14 protein-coding genes and 1 pseudogene are annotated in these 19,471 nt (G+C 67.4%); 4 read left to right on the forward strand and 11 right to left on the reverse strand.

Annotated features, from left to right (window positions below; translation table 11 throughout):
- Positions 1-6: 6 nt before the first annotated feature.
- From GNX71_RS03635 to GNX71_RS03645, 3 genes are read right to left on the reverse strand one after another with little or no spacing between them, the layout of a single operon-like run.
- Positions 7-1,173, reverse strand: a complete 1,167-nt coding sequence (locus tag GNX71_RS03635) for a phospholipase A (protein WP_206177059.1) — start codon at positions 1,171-1,173, stop codon at positions 7-9.
- A complete protein-coding gene (locus GNX71_RS03640) occupies positions 1,170-1,613 on the reverse strand; it encodes a hypothetical protein (RefSeq protein WP_206177060.1) in 444 nt (147 codons plus the stop codon). Before GNX71_RS03640 ends, GNX71_RS03635 begins: the two co-directional genes overlap by 4 nt.
- Complete coding sequence (locus GNX71_RS03645) at positions 1,610-3,715, reverse strand: UvrD-helicase domain-containing protein (RefSeq protein ID WP_206177061.1); 2,106 nt, start codon at positions 3,713-3,715, stop codon at positions 1,610-1,612. Before GNX71_RS03645 ends, GNX71_RS03640 begins: the two co-directional genes overlap by 4 nt.
- A gap of 149 nt (positions 3,716-3,864) precedes the next feature.
- On the opposite strand from GNX71_RS03645, the gene GNX71_RS03650 reads away from it, so the two are divergent.
- A complete protein-coding gene (locus tag GNX71_RS03650) occupies positions 3,865-4,884 on the forward strand; it encodes an AEC family transporter (RefSeq protein WP_206177062.1) in 1,020 nt (339 codons plus the stop codon).
- Between the two features lie 9 nt (positions 4,885-4,893).
- Here the strand turns inward: GNX71_RS03650 and GNX71_RS03655 are convergent, their stop codons facing one another.
- Positions 4,894-5,583 carry a hypothetical protein gene (locus GNX71_RS03655; RefSeq protein ID WP_241027153.1) on the reverse strand — a complete coding sequence of 230 codons (690 nt, stop codon included), beginning with the start codon at positions 5,581-5,583 and terminating at the stop codon, positions 4,894-4,896.
- A gap of 248 nt (positions 5,584-5,831) precedes the next feature.
- Here GNX71_RS03655 and GNX71_RS03660 point away from each other — a divergent pair, with 248 nt between their 5' ends.
- The gene (locus GNX71_RS03660) at positions 5,832-6,044 is read left to right on the forward strand and encodes a hypothetical protein (RefSeq protein ID WP_206177063.1); all 213 of its coding nucleotides are present in this window, start codon (positions 5,832-5,834) and stop codon (positions 6,042-6,044) included.
- Between the two features lie 33 nt (positions 6,045-6,077).
- Here GNX71_RS03660 and GNX71_RS03665 read toward each other — a convergent pair whose 3' ends face one another.
- Positions 6,078-6,968, reverse strand: coding sequence for a hypothetical protein (locus GNX71_RS03665; RefSeq protein ID WP_206177064.1), 891 nt, complete (start codon positions 6,966-6,968; stop codon positions 6,078-6,080).
- A 405-nt stretch (positions 6,969-7,373) separates the two neighbouring features.
- Between GNX71_RS03665 and GNX71_RS33470 the strand changes: the two are divergent.
- Positions 7,374-8,384 (forward strand): annotated as a pseudogene (locus GNX71_RS33470) (hypothetical protein); the annotation flags it as partial.
- Between the two features lie 1,108 nt (positions 8,385-9,492).
- Here GNX71_RS33470 and priA read toward each other — a convergent pair.
- From priA to GNX71_RS03685, 3 genes are all read right to left on the reverse strand, one after another.
- Entirely contained in the window at positions 9,493-11,568 is a 2,076-nt protein-coding gene (gene priA, locus GNX71_RS03675) for a primosomal protein N' (protein ID WP_206179334.1), read from the reverse strand.
- A gap of 501 nt (positions 11,569-12,069) precedes the next feature.
- Positions 12,070-13,179 carry a uroporphyrinogen decarboxylase gene (gene hemE, locus GNX71_RS03680; protein ID WP_206177066.1) on the reverse strand — a complete coding sequence of 370 codons (1,110 nt, stop codon included), beginning with the start codon at positions 13,177-13,179 and terminating at the stop codon, positions 12,070-12,072.
- Positions 13,180-13,212: 33 nt separating this feature from the next.
- Complete coding sequence (locus GNX71_RS03685) at positions 13,213-14,148, reverse strand: LysR family transcriptional regulator (protein ID WP_206177067.1); 936 nt, start codon at positions 14,146-14,148, stop codon at positions 13,213-13,215.
- A gap of 73 nt (positions 14,149-14,221) precedes the next feature.
- On the opposite strand from GNX71_RS03685, the gene GNX71_RS03690 reads away from it, so the two are divergent.
- Entirely contained in the window at positions 14,222-14,941 is a 720-nt protein-coding gene (locus GNX71_RS03690; RefSeq protein WP_206177068.1) for an SDR family oxidoreductase, read from the forward strand.
- A 6-nt stretch (positions 14,942-14,947) separates the two neighbouring features.
- On the opposite strand, the gene GNX71_RS03695 is transcribed toward GNX71_RS03690, so the two are convergent.
- The 3 genes from GNX71_RS03695 to GNX71_RS03705 form a co-directional block, all read right to left on the reverse strand.
- On the reverse strand, positions 14,948-16,291 hold the full coding sequence (locus GNX71_RS03695; protein ID WP_206177069.1) for an MFS transporter: 1,344 nt from the start codon (positions 16,289-16,291) through the stop codon (positions 14,948-14,950).
- Positions 16,292-16,417: 126 nt separating this feature from the next.
- Complete coding sequence (locus GNX71_RS03700; RefSeq protein WP_241027154.1) at positions 16,418-17,107, reverse strand: redoxin domain-containing protein; 690 nt, start codon at positions 17,105-17,107, stop codon at positions 16,418-16,420.
- Between the two features lie 94 nt (positions 17,108-17,201).
- Complete coding sequence (locus GNX71_RS03705) at positions 17,202-19,427, reverse strand: thioredoxin family protein (RefSeq protein WP_206177071.1); 2,226 nt, start codon at positions 19,425-19,427, stop codon at positions 17,202-17,204.
- Positions 19,428-19,471 lie beyond the last annotated feature (44 nt).

Genomic DNA, 19,471 nt, shown 5'->3' on the forward strand with positions numbered 1-19,471 from the left:
AGAAGATCAGAAGTCGACGAGGCTCAGGCCGATGCTCAAGACCGTGCGCTTGCGGTTGTAGTCCACCAGCGTGTCGCCATAGCCATGGAACAGCTGCGTGTGGAAGCGCAGGTTGCTCTTGGTCGGATCGCCGATGGCCTTGAGCCACTCGAGCTTCAACGAACCGCGGCCGCTGTCGCGCAGGTTGTTGCGCACGGTCACGCCGAGCGTGTTGTCGCGGTTCAGGTTCCAGCGGCCGGTGATTTCGGCGCGGCCGATGTAGTCGGCGATGTCGGGGTTGTCGTCCTTCGCCGCATCTTCCGAGATGCGCTTCCAGATGCGTCCGGTGATCTGGAACTTGTCGCCGAGCTCGGCACCGCCCATCAGGTAGACGCGGTTCCAGCTGCGCGACAGCGGCAGGGTCTGTCCGTTCGACTGGTGCACGATGCCCAGGCCCGCATAGCGCCAGCGCCAGCCGCCGGGCAGGTGGAAGTCGGTCGGGTAGACATACATCAACTCGGGTTCGTGGTCGGTGGTGCGGAACGGCCGCGAGATCGCGCCGTTGAACAGCTGCCACGTCGACTGCTGCGAGTAGGCGAACCACAGCGAGTCTTTCCGGATCGGGTCGTTCTGCGTGAGCATGCCCTGCGCGAGCTTGGTGCGCACCGACAGGCCGATGCGCATCTCGTTGGCCTGGTAGGCCACGGGCTCGCCGGTGTGGTCGGGCGAAGGCGAGGTGGGCACCTGCGGCTTCCTGGTGGCGGCCGAGGCAGCGACGTAGAGGGGCCGGTAGCCGCGGAAGCCGAAGGTGCCGCAGTCGGTGGCGTTCTCCAGTTCCCAGAAGCGCGAAAGCGCCGAGTACTGTTGGTCGCGGCAGCCCTCGGTGGTGGCGACGGTGATCACGCGGGTGGCGGGGATCGAGCCGTCCACCGGCGGCGCCTGCGTGCTGGCCAGCACCGGCGGTGCGACGGGCACCGACACCGAGGGCAGCGTCTGCTGCTGCGCCCAGCGGTCGAAGCAGGCCAGGCGCGCATCGTTGTTGTTGCCGAGCGCGGCGCATTGCTGCCAGGTGAGCTGCGAATCGGCCAGCGGGCTCGCGGGCTTGTCGACGGCCTGCGCGCAGGCGGCCGCGCTGCCGAGGGAGGCCGCGAACGTCATGAGCGTTGCGAAGAACGCATGTGTGCGAGTGGTCATTGTTTTCCTTCCGAACCGCCCGTTTTGATCAGCACGAACGGGTGCGTGCTTTCGTCCGCGGCATTGCGCCACGTTCCCCTGAATTCGCGGCCGCAGGAGCGCGGCTGCAAGGTACCGGCCCAGTTGCCGCTGATGGCGCGGCCGTCCAGCGACTCGTCGATGGAGAGCGCGCCTTCGTCGTCGACGTCGCCCGCGAGCTGCGCCACCGAAGGCTTTGCGCCGCCATCGGCGTTGCGCGTGATGGTGCCGCGCACGCCGGCGTAGTCGGGGTGCTTGCCCAGTTGCACGACGGACACGGCGGGCAGGCCGTCGAAGCGGGCTTCCCAGCGGCCGTAGAGCGATTGCAGCGGCAGGTCGCGCGCGTCGGCGGGGCAGTTGGGATCGACCGCTGCGCAGCCCGTGACGGCGAGCGCGGCCAAGGCGGCGAGCAGCGTTCTCATGGCGCCGCCGCAGCGGCGGCTTTCGCAGCCGCACTGTCCTGTGCCTTCTGCGCAAACTCGGCGCGCAGCGCCTTGAGTTTTTCACGCGGGTCTTCCTTCGTCGTGGCCTTGTCCAGGCCCATCTCGGCGATGAATCGGCTCGGCAGGCAGGGCACCATGTCGCGGCCCTGCTTGCGCTTTTTGGTCCAGCTCACGGCCAGGCTGCGCTGCGCGCGGGTGATGCCCACATACATCAGGCGGCGCTCTTCCTGCAGGCGCTGGGTTGTCTCGTCGCTCACCACCTTCTGGCGGCCGTTGTCGTCGTCGAGCTTGAAGGGCAGCATGCCTTCGGTCACGCCGATCAGCACCACGTGCGGCCACTCCAGGCCCTTGGAGGCATGCAGCGTGGAGAGCGTGACCACGTTCTGGTCCTGCTCGCGCTCGCTGATGGTCGAGAGCAGCGAGATGGTCTGCGCCACCTCGAGCAGGCTCTTGCGCTCGGTCTCGTCGTTGTCGTTGGCGCCCGAGGCGTCGTCCAGCGAACCGCCGGCGCGCTGGGACATCCAGTCGACGAACTCCATCACGTTGTTCCAGCGCGTGGCGGCCGCCGCCTCGCTCTCTTCGCCGTCGTAGAGATGGCGTTCGTAGTCGATCTCCTTGAGCCAGTCGAGCATGAAGGTGCGCGAGGCTTCCGCGCCCATGGTGCGGCGTGCGCGGTATTCCAGGTCGTTGATGTAGCGGCCGAACTCGTGCACGCCCTCGAGCGTGCGCTTGGGGATCACGCTGGGCAGCGAGGGGCTGAACAGCGCCGCGAACAGGCTCAGCTTGTACTGGCTGGCAAAGGTGCCCAGGCTCGCGAGCGTGGTGTGGCCGATGCCGCGCTTGGGCGTGGTGATGGCGCGCAGGAACGCGGGGTCGTCGTCGTTGTTGACCCAGAGACGAAACCAGCCGCACAGGTCCTTGATCTCGGCGCGGTCGAAGAAGCTCTGGCCGCCCGACACCTTGTAGGGAATCTGCGCGCGGCGCAGCGCCTGCTCCAGGATTCGTGCCTGGTGGTTGGCGCGGTAGAGGATGGCGAAGTCGCGGAACTCCTTGTGCTGCTTGCCTTGCGTGACCGCATCGCCGGCGCGCAGGCTCACGATGCGCGCCACCGCGCGCTCGGCCTCGTGCAGCTCGGTGTCGGCATCGACCACGCGCACCGGCTCGCCTTCGCCGAGCTCGGAGAACAGCGTCTTCGGAAACAGCTTGGGGTTGGGGCCGATCACGTTGTTGGCTGCCCGCAGGATGGCGCTGGTGGAGCGGTAGTTCTGCTCCAGCTTGATGACCTTGAGCGTCGGGTAGTCGATCGGCAGCTTCTTCAGGTTGTCCAGCGTGGCGCCGCGCCAGCCGTAGATCGACTGGTCGTCGTCGCCCACGGCGGTGAAGCGGGCGCGGTCGCCGGCCAGGGCCTTGAGCACCTCGTACTGCGTGGCGTTGGTGTCCTGGTATTCGTCCACCAGGATGTGACCGAGCGCGGCCTGCCACTTGGCGCGCACTTCGGGAAAGTCGTGCAGCAGCTTGAGCGGCATGCCGATCAGGTCGTCGAAGTCGACGCTCTGGTAGGCCTGCAGCCGCTCCTCGTAGTGGCGCATGACCTCGGCCGTGATGCGCTCGTTGTCGTCCACCGCGGCCGCAGCGGCCTGCTGGGCATCGAGGCCCATGTTCTTCCACTTGCTGATGGTCCACTGCCAGATGCGGGCGGTGGCGATGTCGGTGGTGCCGCCGGCGTCCTTCAGGATCTTGGTCACGTCGTCGCTGTCCAGGATGCTGAAGGCGGGCTTGAGGCCCAGTACCGCGCCGTCTTCGCGCATCATGCGCACGCCCAGTGCGTGGAAGGTGCAGACCACCACCTTGCGCGCGTCCCGGCCGATCAGGTCCTTCGCGCGCTCGCGCATTTCCGCGGCCGCCTTGTTCGTGAAGGTGATGGCCGCGATGCGCTTGGGTTCGAGGCCGGCCTGGATCAGCCGGCCGATCTTGTGCGTGATCACCCGCGTCTTGCCCGAGCCCGCGCCTGCCAGCACCAGGCAGGGACCGTGCATGTAGTTGACCGCTTCTTGTTGCGCGAGATTGAGACCGTGGGACATGGGGGTGGAGGAACCGGAGAACGCCGTGGGGAACGGCAGGCGCAAAGCGGGCAATGATACGGGGGCGGACCCCCCGGACGTTGTAGGCGGTGCACGCAGGAAAGGGGCCAGGCAGGCCGGGCCAAGCGGTGGCAAACGACAATCGGACGGTGCTGCCCGTATTTCTTGTCACTTTCCCCTTCTTCGCGCTGATCGCGGCCGGCTACGCCGCCGCCCGCGCCCGCCTCCTGCCGCTGGAGGCGATTCCCGGCCTCAACACCTTCGTGCTGTATTTCGCGCTGCCGTGCATGCTGCTGCGCTTCGGCGCCGGCACGCCGATCGCGCAACTGCTCGACGGCAGCGTGGCACTCATCTGGGGCACGAGCGCGCTGGCCGTGGTGGCGGGTGTGGTGCTGCTGACGCGCAATGCGCGCATCGGCTGGAACGACGCAGCTTTCGGCGCGCTGGTGGCCGCCTTTCCGAACACCGGCTTCATGGGCGTGCCGCTGCTGGTCGCGATCCTCGGTGCGCAGGCGGCGGGGCCGATGATCATCACGATCGCGTTCGACCTGGTGGTGACCTCGTCGCTGTGCATTGCGCTCTCGCGGCTTGATGGCGCCGGGGGCGCGGGGCGGCACGGTGCATCGCAAGCGGCGCGCAAGGCGCTGCGCGGCATCCTCGTCAATCCGATGCCCTGGTCGATCCTGCTGGGTGTGCTGCTGTCGGCTGCGCGCTGGCAGTTGCCGGGGCCCATCGACCGCACCGTGGCCATGCTCGCGGACGCGGCTTCGCCGGTGGCGCTCTTCACCATCGGCGCGGTGCTGGCGCGTTCCGCATTGCTGGCGCGCGAGCACCAGGCCAGCGCGGCCGTTGCGGAGGCCATGGGCACCGCCGGCACGCCCGCGCCGAAGGCACCGTTGGCCGACGTGCTGCCGGTGGTGGCGGTAAAGCTGCTGCTGCACCCGTTGCTGGTGTGGGCGTTGGGCGCCGGTGCCATCGCGCTGGGGCTGCCGCTCTCGCACGCGGCGCTGGTGGTGATCGTGCTGGTCGCGGCGCTGCCGAGCGCGAGCAATGTGTCGATGCTGGCCGAGCGCTTCGGCGCCGACAACGGGCGCATCGCACGCATCATCCTGTGGACGACGGTGGCGGCCTTCTTCAGTTTTCCGCTGGCGGTCGGGCTGCTGCGCTGAGGCGAAGGGCTACGGCGTGAGCACGCCGAGCTTGTACGGATCGGCATCGGACAGGCGCTCGCACTTGGAGAAGTCGCGGCCCTGCGTGCCGTCGCAGTAGTAGGCGTTGTAGATGCGTCCGAAGAGCGTGGGGCTCGCGGTGAAGAGCACGCCGTGGTCGGGCTGCCAGTTGTCCTTGTCTTTCGCGGGCGGGACACTGGCCTCCACCGGTTTCGCCGTCGCCGTGCCCGCCGTGGTGGCGGTTGCGGGCGTGAAGTCGGCCAGTGTCTTGTGGGCTTCGTCGCCGCGCCAGCGCACGGCCAGCTCGGCCGCCGTGGGGCGCGCGGCCACCGGCAGCAGGATGCCGTTGACCTGGAAGCCGTAACCGAATCGATGCGTCTTGCCGGCAAGGAACGCGTACGCGCAGGCGGCCATGCACTGGCCGCGGATCTCGGTGTCGACGCCGCTCGCGCGGATGGCATCGGCAAAGGCGCCGGCCGCATCGGCGGTGCCGCCGGAGAGGTCCTCGAACACCACGGTGCGCACGGTGCCGCTTGCCAGATGGTCGATGAAGGGCTTGATCGCACCGCCGTCGAGCATGCCCGACACCACCAGCTCGCGGCCTTGCAGTTCGATGTCCGCGGCGGCGGCGGGTGTGCCGATGACCGAGGCGATGCACGCAAGCGAGAGGACCCAACCAGGAAGAGACGACGGTTTCACGGCGACCTTTGCGTGTGAGCGAGCGAGCTTGCTTGGAACCCGGGGTCCGCGCTGAGTTCGCGGGTTTACTGCCCGTTTACAGCTTGAACAGCCGCACGGCATCACGTCAACTCTTTTTGCAGATTATTTCTGGGTAACTGCAGGGCAGGCCGTAAGTCGTAGGCATCGGTATGCCTTCAGTTGAATGCTTGAGTTTGCAGATGCGCTGCTACAGTGGTTCCAGGTCAAAGATGTGAATGGGGCGCGCGATGGCAATACTGGTTCGCATCCTGCTGTGGGTGGCCTGGCTCGCCGGCGTGGGCTGGGTGTGGCATGCCGGTGTGCTCGGCACCGCGGCGTCGATCGCGCTGGCCGCGTTGAGTCTCGTGGTGTTCGCATGGCCGGGCAGCATCGCGCGGCGCCGGCATCACAGTGAGCTGCGCTATGTCGACATGGGCAAGGAGCCCACCGGCCACCACTGATCACTGAGTTCTTGGAATGGGCGCGTCGTCGCTTCAGGACGCGGCCGGCTGCTGCATGCGCTGGAACTCGTGGCGCTTCATCGTGAGGTAGTCGCTCTTCTCGACTTCGTGGAGCTGCTTGGCGTACTGCTCCGTTGCATCGAACCACGCCGCGAGGCGCTGCTCCAGCTGCCCTGCGCCGGGTGCATCGAGGTAGCTGTCGATCGCGAGGTAGTAGCGCATGGTGTTGCGCTCCACCACGCCGCGCACGCCGCCGATGTAGTTGCCCTGTCCCGCGGGCGTGAAGCCGACCTTGTCGCTGCCGAGCGTGGCGAGGTAGCCCTTCATCGCGAGCCGTGCCGCGGTGCCGTAGGCATACGCATAGCGCAGGTGGATGGCGGTCTTGCCGCCGTCGGCCGGCGCCGCTTCGAACACGATGCTGTAGTCGCGTGTGGAGAGCGGGCCGGTGTCGGCGCTCAGGCGAACGTTGAGGTAGTTCGCATCCGCCTTGCCCGGGGTGTAGGCGAAGGCAATGACCTGCGCGTCCGACAGCGGCTGGTCGAACTTGCGGCCGATGGCCACCGCCAGCGTGGTGCCGCCATTCTTCACCGCGCAATGCTTGGTGTTGAGGTGAAGCATCAGCACCTGGCACCACGCGGCGGGTTCCCGCAGTGCGTCGCTGACGCGGGCGAAGGGATGGTCCACCAGCGCGTAGACGTCGCCGCTCAACCGGTCGGCGGCTTCGCTCGATTCGAGTGCGAGCGGGCGACGGAAGGCGTTGCGTTCCAGTTGCGGCGCGAGCGCCTGCAGCTTGGCGCGCAGCGCGGCGGCCGGTGCGGGCTGCTGCTGCGCATGGGACATCGCCGGCGCCAGCACCGAGGCAGCCAGCAGCAGCATGCCGAGTCCCGCGCGGCGTATTCCTTGAGCGACGAAGAAGGTATTCATGGTGATTCACTCTCGCCCCGCCCCTGCCCGCACCGTGCAGGACAACCGGCCCAGATGCCGTGCGGATCGGCGTCGATCGGCCAGGGATATTTCGGAAATTCCAATATACCTATTTATGCCTAATTAATGGCCAATTAATTGGTTTTATTTATTATTCCCAGATCCAATTGGAAATTAATATGAAAGATCGCATCGAAGATTTAACGATGCAATTTCAGCGAATTTGTTCCGGACAAATGCAACTTGTGCTTAGGATGTCGCGCCCGTTCAAATTCGATGAAATTTGATGATTGCCGGCCTAATTTCCTCTTTGCCCGTCAATTGATTGTCGGTTGCCTTCTTGAATTTCACCGAAAAGTAGACAGGCCATGGTTCCTTTTACTTTTTAATTCATTGGAGGTGAAGATGGACATAGAACAACGCATAACAGTCAGAGGTATAGGCGCGGTGCTCGTGGCGGTGACCCTGGCGCTCACGGGCTGCGGGGGTGGCAGCGATGGTGGTGGCGGCTTCGCTGGCGCAGGGCTCGGGTCCGGCGCTGCCGGCCAGACTGACACTTCGGCCAACGCCCTCGCGGACTCCCGGCCGCCGCCGCTGGAGGCGGATCGGCCCTTCTTCGATCCGGTGGCCTACGGCAATGGCCCCGACGATTCGGTGTCCGAGGCGAGCGAGGACGGCGCGATCACGCACCACGACACCGTCATCGACGGCAAGCGCATCCGCTACACCGCCACGGCCGGCCACCTGGTCACCTACGATCCGCTGCATTCGACGCCGAGCGCCAAGATGTTCTACGTGGCCTATACGGCCGACGGCAAGGACGCCCGCACGCGCCCCGTCACCTTCTTCTACAACGGCGGCCCGGGTTCCGCGTCGGTCTGGCTGCTGCTGGGCTCGTATGCGCCCAAGCGCATCAAGACCTCGCTGCCCGATTTCACGCCGCCGGCGCCCTATACGGTGGAAACCAATCCCGACAGCCTGATCGACCGGAGCGACCTGGTTTTCATCAACCCCGTGGCCACGGGCTATTCGGCAGCCATTGCGCCCAACAAGAACAAGGATTTCTGGGGCGTGGACAAGGACGCCAAATCCATCAACCAATTCATCAAGCGCTACCTGACCGCCAACGGCCGCTGGAATTCGCCGAAATACCTTTTCGGTGAGTCCTATGGCACGCCGCGCAGCGCCGTGATGTCCTACCTGCTGCACATGGACGGCATCGACCTGAACGGCATCGTGCTGCTCTCGTCCATCCTGGACTATTCGCAGAATGAAAACCCGGTCGGGCTGCTGCCGACCTACGCCGCGGATGCCTGGTACCACAAGAAGGCCACCTACACGCCGCTTCCGGCCGACCTGCCTGCGTACATGGCGCTGCTCACGAAGTTCGCGTCGGGCGACTTCGCGAAGGCGGTGGCACCCGAGGTCGCGCGCAAGAAGAAGATCAGCGATCTTCGCGATGACCCGGAACTCGAGGCCGCCATCAACGGCGCGTTCGAGGCGGCGGGCAGCCCCTCGAGCCTGGCCTGGTCGGTGATCGTGGACTACATCAACACGCTGCCCAACAGCGCGAGCGTGCTGCCGAAGTTCAAGGCCTACTACAAGGCGGTGAACGACGTCGACTACGACCCCGAGATCGAGGCCGCCATCCGGCATGTGATCGACACCGTGCCGAATCCCACCTACCAGGACGTCTTCGACTACCTCGCCACGTTGCCGAATGCGGCCGACCTGACGGCGCGGCTCAACAAGCGCCTGCAGGACCAGGCGGATGCCGAGGCCGCGCGACCGGAGCCCAGCGATGCGATCGTGGAGGCGACGTCGAAATTCATCGGCATCTCCAAGCCATTGGTCAAGGGCAGCTACCTGGCGGTCGGCACCGACGACTTCCAGCGCAATCTGGTGCCGGGTGTGAGTGTCGGCGCCTACGACGGCCGCGCCACCACCACCGACCTCGGCGTGGCGAGCCAGATCAGCCTGATCAACAACGACGCGTTCGACCGCGCCGTCAACGGCGTCTACATCGCGGCGTGGAATTTCTACATCAACCAGGAACTGAAATACACCTCGAACTCGGCGTTCACCGGCATCTCGAACGTCAGCTGGGACTACACCCACAAGGACCCGACCGACAAGACCACGAAGACGCGCGGACAGCTCAACACGCTGCCCGACCTGGCGGCCACGATGAGCGTCAACCCCGACGTGAAGGTGCTTCAGTTGAGCGGCTACTACGACAACGTCACGCCCTGGTACCAGACCCGGATCGACCTGGAGCAGAACCTGCCGCTGGACCCCAAGCTGCGCAAGAACCTGGAGATCAACGAGTACCCCTCGGGGCACCAGATCTACCTGGACGGCCCGTCGCGCACCAAGGCGAAGTCCGACCTCGTGAGGTTCTACGAAGCCTCGACCTCGGATGACGCCGCGAACGCGCGCATCCTGAAGCTGCAGCAGAAGACCCTCCTGGAGAAGTCCTTGCTGCAGTAAGCGCACGGCATGCGGCGCATCCCCGCGGCGGTCTTCAGATGCTGTGGGGATCGACGTCGACCAGCCAGCGGATCACGCCCTTGCCCTCGGGCGTGCGCCGCAGCGCGTGCAGCAGCGGCTGCCATGCCGCCAGCAGGCGCTGCAATGCCGCGCGCGAGGGGCTTTCGATCAGCATCTGCGCGCGCTCCACATTGGCCACGCGCTGGATCGAGAGCGGCACCGCGGGATAGCGGGTGACGATGTCGGCGCCGGGCAAGGCTTCGGCCGCATCGGCCGCGATGTTCAGGAAGGCCTGCGCCACCGCCTGCTCGCGCGCATCGGCGCGCAGCAGCGCCTGGAATGCGAAGGGCGGCATCGCGGCGGCCTGGCGCTCATCGAGCTGCTGCTTCGCGAACGCGGCGTAGTCATGCTTGCGCAGCGCCATGAAGAGCGGGTGCTGCGAGTGGAAGGTCTGGATCCACATCTCTGCTGTCGCGCCCTGTGCGGCGAGGTACGCAGCGTCGCGTCCGGCACGCCCGGCCGATTGCATCAGCAGGCTGAACAGCCGTTCGGGCGCGCGGAAGTCGCTGGAGAACAGCGCGCCATCCGGGTTCACCGCGGCCACCAGCGTGATCCGCCGGAAGTCGTGGCCCTTGGCGATCATCTGCGTGCCGACCAGCACGTCGACTTCGCCCGCGTGTACGGCAGCAAGTTGCGATTCGAGCGCGCCCTGCTTCTTGGTGCTGTCGGCGTCGATGCGCGCGATGCGCACCGCGCTGCCGTCGGGGCGCTTCACTGCGGCGAACAACTCGGCCAGGTGCTCCTCGAGCCGCTCGGTGCCGCGGCCCACGGGCGCGATGTCCGGGTTGCCGCAGGCCGGGCAGGCGCGCGGCACGCGCTCGGTGAAGCCGCAGTGGTGGCAGCGCAGCGTGCGGTCGATCTTGTGGAACACGCGGTAGGCACTGCAGTGCGGGCATTCGCTCTTCCAGCCGCAGTCGCCGCAGGCCAGCACCGGCGCGTAGCCGCGGCGGTTCAGGAAGATCATGCTTTGCTCGCCGCGCGCGATGCGCTGGCCGATGGCGTCGAGCAGCGCGCCCGAGAGTACCGTCTTGGGCGGCTGCAGGTTCATGTCGACCAGACGCACCGCGGGCAGCTCGCCCGCGCCGATGCGCGATGGCATCTCCAGCCGCACATAGCGTCCGCCCGGGTCGTCGCCTTCGGCGGGCCGGCTCTGGTGCCAGCTTTCGAGCGAAGGCGTGGCCGAACCGAGGATCACCTTCGCGCCCTCGCGCTGGCCGCGCCACACGGCGAGGTCGCGCGCCGAATAGCGCGCGCCTTCCTGCTGCTTGTAGCTCGGGTCGTGCTCCTCGTCGACCACGATGAGCTTCAGCCCCGGGATCGATGCGAACACCGCCATGCGCGTGCCCAGCACGATGCGCGCGGCGCCGCTGTGCGCCGCGAGCCAGCTCGCCAGGCGCTGCGGATTCGTCATGCCGCTGTGCAGCGACACCACCGCCTCGTCGCCGAAGCGCGCCTTGAAACGTGCTTCCAATTGCGGCGTGAGGTTGATCTCGGGCACCATCACCAGCGCCTGCGCCTCGGGGTCGCGCGCGAGCAGGTCGGCCACGCAGCGCAGGTAGACCTCGGTCTTGCCGCTGCCGGTGCTGCCCACCAGCAGGAAGGTGCCGCTCTCCGCCTCGATGCGGGCGAGGGCTGCTGTCTGTTCCGGGCTCAGCGCGATCAGGTTGGCGGCTTCGGCCGTCTGGGCGACGGGGCCGGTCGTCGTCTTGCGCTTGAGGCGGCGGGCGAGCTGCGTCGTCGTCAGGTCGCGCAGTTGCGGCGGCAGGGCGGCCAGGGCGATCTCGCCGATCGAGCGCTGGTAGTAGCGCGCTGCAAAGGCCACGAGGTCGCGCCAGGCCTCGCCGAGCGGCGCCAGCGCGTCGAGCGCGGCGCCCACGGGCTTGAGCGCCATGTCGGGCTCGGCGCCGGCCAGCGAAGCGGGTTCGTTCCAGACCACGCCCAGCACCTCGCGCCGGCCCAGCGGCACCCGCACCAGCGTGCCTGGCACCAGCGGCGCGGCGCCGGCGTAGCTCAGCAGGTCGCCGAGCGCGGCATGCGCCGGCGTCTGCACCGCGATATCAAGACGCCACGCCGCGCCCGCCGGCGCGCTTTCGGGCGGCGGCACAGCGGAGTTACCCGGGGGCGGGGCGTCCGTTTCGGGGGCGGGGCGGGCGGTGGAGATGAGGGGCCTTGTTGGCAAAGGTTGTTAATGCGACTTTGAGCTAAATCGCTTAAGTCGTTGATTTTTCAGCGCTTTGGCGTCCATCCAGAGTTTCTGTGGATAACTTTGTTGACAACAAGGCTCGACACGCTGGGGAGCCTTGAAAATCAAGGCTCTGGCTGGAATGCCCCAAAAAAAAGCAAAGTTCAAATCCTATATAAATCAACAACTTACGCGTGCTATTGGTTTGGGAGCAAAGAAGGCGGTGCCTCAGATAATCTTGCGCAGTGCAACACGCGTTTTGTGCATAAGTCGGGCCTCCTAGACCGTTTTTGGGCTTGACAAACGGATTCGGAGCGATCTTTCCGGGGCGTCCCGCGCTTTCGCGTGACCCGCCCCGCCGTCACAGTTTCAACCGCGCAGGGCGCGCGACTGCGTGTGGACCGCTTCGACCAGCGCCGCCACATGGTCGGGCGGCGTGAACTGGCTGATGCCGTGGCCCAGGTTGAAGATGTGCGTGGGCCCCGGCGCGTGGCGATCGGCGTGCGGCTTGCCGAAAGCCTGCAGCACCTTCGCCACCTCGGCCTCGATCTGCGCGGGTGGTGCGAACAGCACGTTCGGGTCGATGTTGCCCTGCAGCGCCTTGGCCTGGCCGTCGCTGCCTTCGGCGACCTGGCGGCGTGCGGCGGCGAGGTTCACGGTCCAGTCCACGCCGAGCACTTCGCAATCGAGCGCGCGCATGGCTTCGAGCCAGAGGCCCCCGCCCTTGGTGAACACGATGCGCGGCACGGGTTGGCCGTCGGCGCCGGTGCGCTTGAGGCCCGCGAGCACGCGGGCCGTGTAGGCGAGGCTGAACTCCTGGAAGGCGCCGTCGGCCAGCACGCCGCCCCAGCTGTCGAAGATCATCACGGCCTGCGCGCCCGCATCGATCTGCGCATTGAGGTACGTGGCCACCGAATCGGCGTTGACCGCGAGGATGCGGTGCATCAGGTCGGGGCGGCTGTAGAGCATGCCCTTGACGAGCCGGTAGTCGCTGGAGCCCGCGCCTTCGACCATGTAGCAGGCCAGGGTCCAGGGGCTCCCCGAGAAGCCTATCAACGGCACGCGGCCGTCGAGCGCCTTGCGGATCGAGGCCACGGCGCTGAACACGTAGCGCAGCTTGTCCATGTCGGGCACTTCGAGCGCGGCCACCGCCGCTTCATCGCGCACCGGGCGGGCGAAGCGCGGGCCTTCGCCAGCCTCGAACGACAGGCCCAGGCCCATGGCGTCGGGCACGGTGAGGATGTCGGAAAACAGGATCGCCGCGTCCAGCGGATAGCGCGCGAGCGGCTGCAGCGTGACTTCGGTGGCGTAGTCGGTGTTGGTCGCCAGCCCCATGAAGCTGCCGGCCTTGGCGCGCGTGGCGACGTACTCCGGGAGGTAGCGGCCGGCCTGGCGCATGAGCCAGACGGGCGTGTGATCGGTGGCCTGGCGCCAGCAGGCTCGCAGGAAAGTATCGTTTTGCAGTGGGGCGAAAGGCATTTCCCAATTGTCGCAGGGGCCATGCGCGCGGGATCAGCGGACGGGTTTGCCGCCAAAAACCTCGTACATCAGCGCAATGAGCCACTGCAGGCCCAGGTCGCCGTCGTGCGCGGCCGTCCACAGGAGCGACACCTCGTAGCTGGGCGAGTCGAACGGCAGCGGGCTGACCGCCAGCCCCAGCGCATCGCGCCAGGTGGCCGCCGCAAAGGTGGGCACGGTGGTGATTGCCGGCATCTGCCGCACGATGAAGGGGCTGGTCGCGAAGTTGCGGCTCGAAAACACGACCTGGCGCGCGAGCCCCTGTTCGCGCAGCAGCTCGTCGACCAGGCCGCTCAGGTCGGCGCTGAACGAGGTGAGCAGGTGCGGATGGCGCAGGTACTCCTTCAACGTCACCCGCTTGCCGCGCACTTGCACGAGGCCGGGGTTGTAGACGCAGACGAAGTGCCAGTCGAACAGCGCGCGCTGCCGGTGCCATGCGGCGCAGTCGATGAAGACGCCCACGGCCAGTTCGATTTCGGCCGCGTCGAGCATGCCGGGTGCGTTGGCGCGATCGGCAGCGCGCGCGATGAGCCGCACGCCCGGCGCCTCGGCCGCGAGCCGCTGCATGAGCTGCGGCATCAGCGCGACTTCGAGCGCATCGCTCAGGCCGATGCGGAACACGCGCTCGGCCTTGGCCGGATCGAACACCGGCTTCGCATGCAGCGCCTGCTGCAGCGAGAGCAGCAGCGGCTCGATGACGCGCGCGAGTTCGAGCGCGCGGGGCGTGGGCGTCATGCCGTGCGAGGTGCGCACGAACAGTTCGTCGCCCAGCGCCACGCGCAGGCGCTTGAGTGCGCCGCTCAGCGCAGGCTGGCCGATGAAAAGGCGCTGCGCCGCACGCGTGACGCTGCGTTCGTGCAGCAGCGCGTGGAACACCAGCAGCAGGTTCAGGTCCAGCCGCCTGAAATCACTTTCGTTGATGTTGTCCATGGTTCCAAACGATTTGAATGATAGGCCCGCCCTCCCTAACCTGAAGGCTCATCAGGCAATCAAAGGAACAGCCATGACTTTGGAACAACAGACAGTGGTGGTCGTCGGCGGCTCGTCGGGCGTGGGGCTCGAGACCGTGCGGCGGCTTGCGGCGACGGGTGCGCGCGTCATCGCGACCGGGCGCGACAACGGCAAGTTGCAGGAAGCGATCGGCGGCATGGGCGCGAAGGTGAGCGGCGCGGCCTTCGATGCCTGCGACCGCGGTGCGCTCGATGCCTTCTTCGAGAAGACGGGGCCCATCGATCACCTCGTGCTCACGCTCAGCGGCGGCGAGGGCGCGGGCGAATTCGTGCAGCTCGATCTGCAATCGCTGCGGCGCGGCTTCGAGGCCAAGTTCTGGCCGCAGCTCGAAGCGGCACAGGCGGGTGCGCGCGTGTTGCGGAAGGGCGGCAGCATCACTTTCGTGACGGCGATCTCGGCGCGCAATTCGCTGCCCGGTACGGCGGGGCTGGCCGCGATCAATGGCGCGCTCGAAGCGATGCTCGGCAGCCTGGCGCGGGAGCTGAAACCGAGCCGGGTGAACGCCGTGTCACCGGGCCTGGTCGACACGCCCTGGTGGAACCGCGTGCCCGCTGCGCTCAAGGACGACCTGTTCCGCCAGCAGGTCGAGACCCTGCCCGTCGGCCGCGTGGGCCAGCCGCAGGACGTGGCGCATGCGATCCAGTTCCTGATCGAGAACGGCTACACCACGGGCACGGTGATCGAATGCGACGGCGGGCTTCGCCTGGTCTGAAGAAACTCAGACCACCGGCACGCGCCGCGAATCCGCCGGACTCACGTTGCGCCGGTAGAGCACCAGCGTGGCGATCAGCCCGCAGATGGCGGCCGCCGTCATCCACAGGCCGGGCGCGCCCTTGTCGCCGGTCATCTCGATGAGCCCCGTCGCGATGGCCGGGGTGAAGCCGCCGAACAGCGCCGTCGCCAGGCTGTAGGCCAGCGAGAAGCCGGCGGTGCGCACATTCACCGGCATCACTTCGGTCAGCGCCACCACCATCGCGCCGTTGTAGCTCGCGTAGAGGAACGACAGCCACAGCTCCACTTCGAGCATGCGCGCGAAGCTCGGCGCGCCGACCAGCCACTTGAGCGACGGATAGGCGGTGAGGATGGTCAGCACCGTGAACAAAATCAGCAGCGGCTTGCGCCCCACGCGGTCCGACAGCGCGCCCATGATCGGCAGCCAGATGAAGTTGGAGACGGCCACGCACAGCGTGACGACGAGCGCATCGGTCGTGCTCAGGTGCAGCACCGACTTGCCGAAGGTCGGCGTGTAGACCGTGATCAGGTAGAACGACACGGTGGTCATCGACACCAGCATCATCCCGGCGACCACGAGGCCCCAGTTCGCAACCATCGACTGGAAGATCTCGCGCGCATCGGGGCGGTGCTTGCGCGCCATGAACTCCTCGGTCTCCTGCAGCGAGCGGCGGATGACGAAGAGCACCGGCACGATCAGGCAGCCGACGAAGAAGGGCACGCGCCAGTAGAAGTCGCCGATCTCCTGCGAGGTGAAGGTCACGTTGAGCCAGTAGCCGAGCGCGGCCGCCACGATGATGGCCACCTGCTGGCTGGCCGACTGCCAGCTCACGTAGAAGCCCTTGCGGCCCGGCGTGGCCATCTCCGAGAGGTACACCGACACGCCGCCCAGTTCCACGCCCGCCGAGAAGCCCTGCAGCAGCCGGCCGATGAGCACCAGCAGCGGCGCCGCAAGGCCGATGGTCGCGTAGGCCGGCACGCAGGCGATCAGCAGCGTGCCGACGGCCATCAGCGCGAGCGTGACGATCAGGCCCTTGCGGCGGCCGACGCGGTCGACATACGCGCCGAGAAAAATCGCGCCCAGCGGACGCATCAGGAAGCCCGCGCCGAAGGTCATGAAAGTGAGCATCAGCGAGGCGAATTCGTTGCCCGCGGGGAAGAACGCCTTCGAGATCTGCGTGGCGTAGAAGCCGAACAAAAAGAAGTCGAACATCTCCATGAAGTTGCCGCCGGTCACGCGCAGGACGGTGGCGAATTTCGAGGAGGAAGCCGTGGTGGAAGAAGGGCGGGCGGCCGCGCCTTGTTGCGCAGCGGAGGGCGCAGGATTCATCTTGTTGTCCCCTTGGGCGATGTGTGTTCGCCAAGAGTAGGTCGGGCTCCCCGACCGCTACCTGACGCCGCGGGTCAGGTAGCTGTCACTCGAAGAAGAGTGACGACGTGCGTGCCTGTGCGCGCGTCAGGCTTTGTATTTGATCGAGCAGCCGTAAGGCCGCGTCGTGGCCGCCGAGATCGGCTTGCCGCCGAAGGCTTCGCCCAGCGCCTGGTTCACGTAGTTGGTCGCGGTCTTGATGTCGTCCGCGCGCGCCGACGCGATGCTGTCGATGCCGCCCGCATACACCAGCACGCCCTTGGGATCGATGATGAAGATGTGCGGCGTGGTGCGCGCGCCGTAGACCTGGCCGATGACGCCGTCCTCGTCCATCAGCACCGCGGTGGGCGCGGCCGATTGCGACTTCATCCAGGCATCGAGCGCGTCGGCCTTCAGGTAGTCGCTCGCGGCGCGCTCGGTGGAGTTGATGGCGAGCCACACCACGCCCTTGTCGGTCGCGGCCTTCTGCGTGGCGGGCATGTTGCCGCTGCCGTAGTGCTTGCGCACGAAGGGGCAGCCGGGGTTGGTCCATTCGAGCACGACGAACTTGCCGGCGAAGTCCGAGAGCTTGTGCTTGGCGCCGGTGGTGTCGACGGCCACGAAGTCGGGCGCCTTCTGGCCCACGGCCGGTGCGGCGAAGGCGTTGCCCATCAGGAAGGCCCCGCCCAGCGCGACAGCGGCGGCGACGACGGCACGGCGGGAGGCTCGGCTCAGGGCGGCGCGGGCATGGCGCGCGGCACGAAGGGAACGCGAGTCGGAGATTGGCGAGAGAGACATGGCCAGCTTGAGCTCCATTAGAAAATTCCAAACGACAACTGCAGCTTAGAACCGTTTCTTCAAGTGCATGTGACAACCCATGTCACGCGGGTGGTCAAAGCGCGGCGAGTGCGGCGCGGACCTCGTCTTTACCCAGGATTTCGGTCAGCACCACCGGCGCCTTGCCCGGCGCCTGCAGCACGTAGACCGGCACGCCGCTGCGGCCGAGCGCGGTGAGCGCGGCGGTGATGGCGGGGTCGCGGCGGGTCCAGTCGGCGCGCAGCATCGCGACCTTCTTGGCATCGAAATCGGCCAGCACCTCGGCATCGGCCAGCGTGCGCTTCTTGTTGTACTGGCAGGTCACGCACCAGGCGGCGGTGAAGTCGATGAACACCGGTTGGCCGGCCCTCGAGAGCTCGCTCACGCGCTCGGCCGACCACGGTTGCCAGCGTTGGTTCGCGGTGCTTGCTGCAGCCAGCTTGGCCGGCTCCACGACCTGCAGCACGTTGCGGCCGATGGCGCCGGTCAGCACGGCGGTGAAGGCGATCAGCACAGTGGCAATCACGAGCCGCGTGCGGCCGCGCAGCGTGAACGCCCAGACGATGGCCGCCAGGCACACCAGCAGCGCGAGCAGCGTGCCCGCACCGTCGATGCCGCTTTGCTGGCCGAGAATCCACACCAGCCAGGCCACGGTGGCGAACATCGGGAAGGCCAGCAGGCGGCGCAGCGTGCCCATCCAAGGGCCCGGCTTGGGCAGCAGATGCGCGATGGCAGGCACGAAGCCGGCCACGAGATACGGCAGCGCGAGCCCGAGGCCCAGCGCCGCGAACAGCAGCAGCGCCTGCGCGGCCGGCAGGCCGATCGCGAAGCCGAGCGACACGCCCATGAACGGTGCGGTGCAGGGCGAGGCGATCACCACGGCGAGCACGCCGGAGAGGAAGTCGTTGGCCAGCGGATGCTTGGCTTGCGCGGTGCACATCGACGACGGCACTGCGTGGCCGAACTCGAACACGCCCACGAGATTGAGGCCGATCAGCGTGAAGAGCGCCGCCAGCGCCGCCACCACGCCCGGCGACTGCAGCTGGAAACCCCAGCCGAGCTGTGCGCCGGCCGCGCGCAGCGCGAGCATGGCGCCGCCGAGCGCGAGGAACGACAGCATCACACCGCCGGTGTACGCGAGGCCCGCCTTGCGGTGCGCACTGGCGTTGCCCGCCTGCCGCGCGAAGCCCAGCACCTTGATCGCGAGGATCGGGAACACGCAGGGCATCAAGTTCAGCAGCAGGCCGCCGAGCAGCGCGCCCAGCAGGGCCATGGCGAAGGTGCCGGCGGGTTGGGCGGGCAGGTCGGTGGGCGATGCCGATGCGGCCGCGTTGGCTGCATTGGCGGTGAGTGCGGCCTGCAGGGCGGGCGAGACCTCGGCGCGCACCGGCGTGGCGGCGGCGGGCCATGCGCCTGCGACCGGCGCTTCCGTGCGCCACGCCACCGGCTGGCCCGGCTGGCGATCGGCCTCGGCGAGTGCGACCACCACCGGCATCACCGTCGGGCTCGCGCTGCGCTGGTCGGCCAGCGGCATCGTCGCGGTCCAGGTGTTGCCTTGCCAGCTCTGGGTCCAGTCCTTGCCGGAGACGGCCGCGGTGCGGATCACCTCGGGGGTCTCGGGGAAGAACGCCAGCGTCTTGCCTTGCACGGCGGCCGGCAGCCCTTCGAGCCTGACTTGCAGGTTGTTGCCATTGACCTCGATGCCGCCCGGCTTGGCCAGCGGTTGGGGCTGAGCAGCCTGCGCGGCGTCGAACTCGGCCTTGTGCAGCGCGGTCGAGCCCTGCAGCGGCAGCGAGAGGGTGAATTCGCCCTCTTCGGGGATGCATTCCTTGCGGCAGACCAGCCAGGAGGCCTTGAGCTTCACGTCCATCGCGGGCGTGCCGCCGGCGAGAGCCATCGGCGGCTTGTAGAGCGTCGACACTTCCAGCGGCACCGGCAGCAGCACGGTGTTCTCGTAGCCGTAGTTGGCGAGGTTGCCGACCGGGATCTTCTCGGGCACCGGCCAGGCGATCTCGCCGGTCGAGACGCCGGCGGGCAGCGTCCAGGTCAGCTCGGTGGGGAGGCCCGAATCGCCGGCGTTCTTCCAGTAGGTGTGCCACTCGGGCTGATGGGTGATCTGCAGGCCGACCCAGGCCTGTGCGCCGGGTGAAACGCCGTCGGGCGCATGCGCAATCAGTTCGGCGCGTACATGGGGGGTGGTGACGACGGCCCCGGTCTTGGAAGCCAGTTGCGCCGCAGCCGGCATGCTGGCTGCGGAGATTGCTATCAGAAGCGTAGCGAAATGAATGCGCGAGAGGATCATGCCGTCAGTCGGAGCAATAGGGCAGGGCGAAGTTCCAGGATGTT

Origin of the sequence: Variovorax sp. RKNM96, assembly GCF_017161115.1 — a bacterium.
Taxonomy (GTDB): Bacteria; Pseudomonadota; Gammaproteobacteria; order Burkholderiales; family Burkholderiaceae_C; genus Variovorax.